This is a genomic window from Cellulomonas iranensis NBRC 101100 = JCM 18110, assembly GCF_001552375.1.
In the GTDB taxonomy this organism is placed as follows: domain Bacteria; phylum Actinomycetota; class Actinomycetes; order Actinomycetales; family Cellulomonadaceae; genus Cellulomonas; species Cellulomonas iranensis.
Window position 1 is genome coordinate 1 of sequence record NZ_BCRB01000150.1, and the last position, 4,528, is coordinate 4,528.

Consider the following 4,528-nt stretch of genomic DNA (forward strand, 5'->3'; position numbering starts at 1 on the left):
GGCCTCGGCGGCCCGCTGCCGGCGCGTGCGCAGCGCGGCGCCCGCGGCGACGGCGACCAGCGCGAGCACGACGACGGGCACGGCCGTGACCGCCCACCACGGCGTGACGAGGTCCGCGAGCCCGGGCGGCACCGAGCCCGCGGCGTCGTCGGGGTCGCCGCCGAGCAGCCGCGTGCCGACCACGGCGACGATCGGCACGTACCGGGCCACGACGACGACGGGCAGCACGACGCCCGCCGCGACGAGCCACGCGGTGCGGGCCGGGCGCACGGCCGCGACCTGACCCAGCGCCGCCGCGACCGCGAGCTCGAACCCGTGCGTCGCGCCCGCGCCCGCCAGCGACACGAGCGCGAGCGCGCCGACCGCGACCGCGACCGGCACGGGGTGCGCGCGCCGCCGGCTCAGCGCGACGGCACCCGCGGCCGTGAGCACGGACGACAGCACCTGCATGCCGGTGACGCGCCCCCCGAGGGACGTCGACAGGTCGAGCATCGAGTCGGCGCCGAGCCCCAGCAGCAGCGACCACGCCGTGAACGTCCCGACGACGAGCGTGTCGACCACGGCCGGCCGGCGCACGAACCGCCCGACCGCCGCGAGCACGCGCACCGCCGCACGCCCGGTCTGCGCCGTGGCGGACGGGCGGGGGCTGGTCACGGCGGCATCCTCCCCAACCGCGGCGCCCGTCGCGAACCCGCGCCGCGCATCCGCCGCCCCGGCCGACGCCGCACCCACGGCCCGCTCACACGTCCCGGCGGCGCAGCAGCACGGCGGCGACCCCGACCGCGAGCGCGGCCCACGCGAGCAGCACGCCGTAGCCGGCCCACGGTCCGAGCGTCGTGTCGCGCGACCCGGAGACCACCGAGCCGAGCACGTCGGACGTCAGCAGCCGGCTCCCGGCGGCCGTCGGCAGGTACGCGCCGAGGCGCTGCAGGGCCTCGGACGGCAGGTAGGCGAACGCGGGCTCGACGACGAACACCAGGCCGAGCACGCTCGCGATGCCCGCCGCCGACGACCGGAGCGCGGCCCCGACGCCGTACGCGAACGCGGCCACGGCGGCGAGGTACAGCGGCACGCCGGCCATGATCCGCAGGTGCTCGGGCTGCGTGAGGTCGACGGTCATGCGCGCCTCGCCCAGCAGCGGCGCGGCGGCGGCCCACGCGGCGAGCACGCCCACCACGCCCGTGACCAGCGCGGTCACGACGACGACGAGCAGCTGCGCCCCCAGCACGGGCAGCCGCGTGGGGGCGGCGGTGAGGGTCGAGCGGACCTGCCCGGTGCGGTACTCGGCGGTGACGGCGACGACCGCGAGCCCGCACAGCACGAGCTGCGCGAGCATGACGCCCGACGTCACGTACACGGGCCCGACGAGGTACGCGGGGTCGGCCTCGTCGGCGATCGCCGCGACGCTCGTCGTGCGCATCACCGCCATCAGCGGGAGGACGGCGACGGCGAGCGCGAGCGTCCACCACGTCGAGCGCAGCGTCCGCAGCTTGAGGTGCTCGGACCGGACGAGCCGCGCGAACGTCACGGGGTGCACGCGCGGGCGGGGCAGGGCGGTGGCGGTCATCGGGACGCTCCGGGGGTCGTGGGGGTGCCGGGGGCGGCGGCGCGGTACTCGACCTCGCCGCCCGTGAGCTGCAGGTACGCGTCCTCGAGCGACGCCTGCACGGGCGCGAGCTCGTGCAGCACGACGCCGATGCCGGCGGCCGCGGCGGCGAGCGCGGGCGCGTCGGCGCCGCTCACCTCGAGCGTGTCGGCCGCGGTCGACACGACACGCAGCGCGGGGTCGCGGACCAGCGCGGCGGCGAGCCGCGCGGCCTCGGGGGTGCGCACGCGCACGGCCGCGGTGCCGGCCCGCGCGACGACGTCGGCGACGGGTGCGTCGGCGACGACCCGACCACGCCCGACGACCACCAGGTGGTCCGCCGTGAGTGCCATCTCGCTCATGAGGTGCGACGACAGCAGCACGGTCCGCCCCTCGGCGGCGAGCGCGCGCAGCAGCGTCCGCACCCACAGCACGCCCTCGGGGTCGAGGCCGTTGACGGGCTCGTCGAGGACGAGCGTCGCGGGGTCGCCGAGCAGCGCGGCCGCGATCCCGAGCCGCTGGCCCATGCCGAGCGAGAACCGCCCGGCGCGCACGTGCGCGACCGCACCCAGGCCGGCCAGCTCGACGACCTCGTCGACGCGCGCGTCTCCGATGCCGTGCGTCGCGGCGAGCGCCCGCAGGTGCGCGCGCGCCGACCGCCCGGGGTGCACGGCCTTCGCGTCGAGCAGCACGCCGACCTCGCCCAGCGGTGCGCGGTGCCGCGCGTACGGCGCGCCGTTGACGGTGACGCGGCCGCTCGTGGGGCGGTCGAGACCCACGACCATGCGCATGGTCGTGGACTTCCCGGCCCCGTTGGGTCCCAGGAAGCCGGTGACCCGCCCGGGGCGGACGGTGAACGTCATGCCGTCCACGGCGGTGCGCGGTCCGTACCGCTTGGTCAGGTGCTGGGCCTCGATCATGGCTCCTCCTCGTTCGGGTGCCCCGACCGTAGGAAGAGCGGGTGGTGCGCCGGGACGCCCGTGGGGCCGAACCGCGCGGGTGCGGCGGGTACGTCTCAGGGAGGACGGCGGACGACCTCGGGGTGCGGGGCGGCGGTCAGCCCGCGGGGTCGAGCTGCGCCCACAGCGCGTCGGCGTCGGCGCGCAGCGCGGCGACCCGCGCCTCCTCGGCGGCGATCTCCGCGGCCGTCGCCGCGAGCGTCTCGGCGCGGGCGGCGAGCTCGGCCTCGTCGCGCGCGAGCAGCTCCCGGGCGCGGGCGAGGGTCTGCTCGGCGGGCGACGACGGCAGCACGGTCCCGTCGCGCCACGTCCACGACAGCAGCAGCCGGTCGCGCTCGCGGGGTGCCATCGCGGCGATCTGCGTCTCCTGCTGCTCGAGCGCCGCGCGGTAGCTCGCGAGCGCCGCGACGTCGGCGTCGTACCGCTTCTGGTCGAGGACCTGGGTGAGGCCCCGGGCGTCGAGCGCACCCTGCGCGGCCGTGACCTCGGCCGAGACGGCGTCGAGCATGCCCCGGAACCCGGTGTGCACCGCGACGAGAGCCTCGCGGTCGGCGACGTACCGCGCGTACAGCTCCTCGACGCGCGGCCCGAGGCCGCCGGGCCGCCAGACCTGCGTGCCGACGTACGCGAACAGCTCGGTGGGCCGGCTCTCGGGGTAGGGCCCGACGGACCCGGTGAGCTGCTCGTGCAGCGGGTCGTCGGGGTCGAGGCCCGCGACGACGGCCTCGAGCAGGGGCGTGACCTCGGTGCGCTCGGCGACCGCGAGGTCGTCCCACGCGGCGTGCAGCAGCTCGTGCGCCGCGGTCGTGACGACGAACCCGTGCAGTCGCGCGTCGGCGGGCCGGTAGACGACGATCTCCCCGTCCGCGTGCCGCAGGTCGGCGCCGCGCGGCCCGACGTAGCAGCCGACGGCACCGCCCTCGGCGGCCGTCGTGTCGGGGCGGTCGCAGCGCCCCGCGAACGCTGTGGCGTCGAGGAGCTCGGGCTGCGCGCGGTACAGCAGGTCGCGGCCGTGCGCGGTGAGGTGCATGTCGTCGGCGAGCGCGACGACGTCCGGCGCGGGTGCGGGCACGCGCCCGGCGACCACGCCGTCGAGCCAGGGGAGGTCCGCCGAGCGCAGCAGCGCCGGGAGCGGTCCGGTGACGACGACCCACCCGAGCAGCGCGAGCGACACGACCGTGAGGATCCGCTGGCCGAGCGGTCGGCGCGGGCGCGCGCCGGGCGGCGGGGTGCTCGGTGCGGGCGCCCACGCGTGCGGCGGCACCCGCCGGTTCGCGGTCTCGTCGACGACCCACCGCGGCACGCGCCCCGTGGGGGAGCGGGGCAGGTCGTCGGGGGTCACGTGGAGGGGATCGGCTCGTGACGGCGCCGCGTTGAGGCCCACGCGCGTCGGATCGTCGGCCGCCGGCCGTGGCTGCGCTCCCACCTGCGGGTGGCTCCGCGCTTCACCCCGCCCGCACCCGGACGAACCCACCTACCGAGTAGGTACTCAGGACCACGGTCCCGCAGGCGCCCCGAGATCCCGACGGACGATCGACACGTCGTCAACCGCCCCGACGCCGGAGGAGGCCCCCGTGTCCTCGTACCCCCACCTGCTCGCCCCCCTCACGCTCGGCTCGCTCGAGCTGCCCAACCACGTCGTGATGCTCCCCATGGGCACCGAGATGGGCACGCACGAGGGCCTGTTCACCGAGCGGGAGATCGCCTACTACACCGAGCGCGCCGCCGGCGGCGTCGGCCTCGTCATGACCGGCATCTCCGCCGTCTCGCAGGACTACGAGCAGATCAACCCCGGCCTGTGCCGCGTCGACACCGACGACGCGCTCCCCGGCCTCACCGCGCTCGCGGAGTCGATCCACGCGGTCGGTGGGCGCGTGTCGCTGCAGCTCACCGCCGGCCTCGGCCGCAACATCAACGTCGTCGACCCCGAGCGCCTGCCGATCTCGGCGTCCGACAACCCGCACTACGCGCACCCCGAGGTGCT

Annotated in this window: 5 protein-coding genes; 1 reads left to right on the forward strand and 4 read right to left on the reverse strand. The window is 77.4% G+C overall.

Annotated features, from left to right (window positions below; genetic code table 11):
* The 4 genes from CS2_RS17740 to CS2_RS17755 all read right to left on the reverse strand — a co-directional run.
* Nucleotides 1-654: hypothetical protein (locus CS2_RS17740; protein WP_217997411.1), on the reverse strand; the 654-nt coding region annotated here is incomplete at its 3' end.
* A gap of 85 nt (nt 655-739) precedes the next feature.
* On the reverse strand, nt 740-1,567 hold the full coding sequence (locus CS2_RS17745; protein ID WP_070320965.1) for a hypothetical protein: 828 nt from the start codon (nt 1,565-1,567) through the stop codon (nt 740-742).
* On the reverse strand, nt 1,564-2,505 hold the full coding sequence (locus tag CS2_RS17750) for an ATP-binding cassette domain-containing protein (RefSeq protein ID WP_070320966.1): 942 nt from the start codon (nt 2,503-2,505) through the stop codon (nt 1,564-1,566). The genes CS2_RS17745 and CS2_RS17750 overlap by 4 nt, the downstream gene beginning before the upstream one ends.
* Before the next feature lie 136 nt (nt 2,506-2,641).
* Nucleotides 2,642-3,886, reverse strand: coding sequence for a hypothetical protein (locus CS2_RS17755; protein ID WP_070320967.1), 1,245 nt, complete (start codon nt 3,884-3,886; stop codon nt 2,642-2,644).
* 232 nt (nt 3,887-4,118) lie between these two features.
* Here CS2_RS17755 and CS2_RS17760 point away from each other — a divergent pair.
* A partial coding sequence (locus CS2_RS17760) for an oxidoreductase (RefSeq protein WP_439951191.1) occupies nt 4,119-4,528 on the forward strand: 410 nt, incomplete at its 3' end.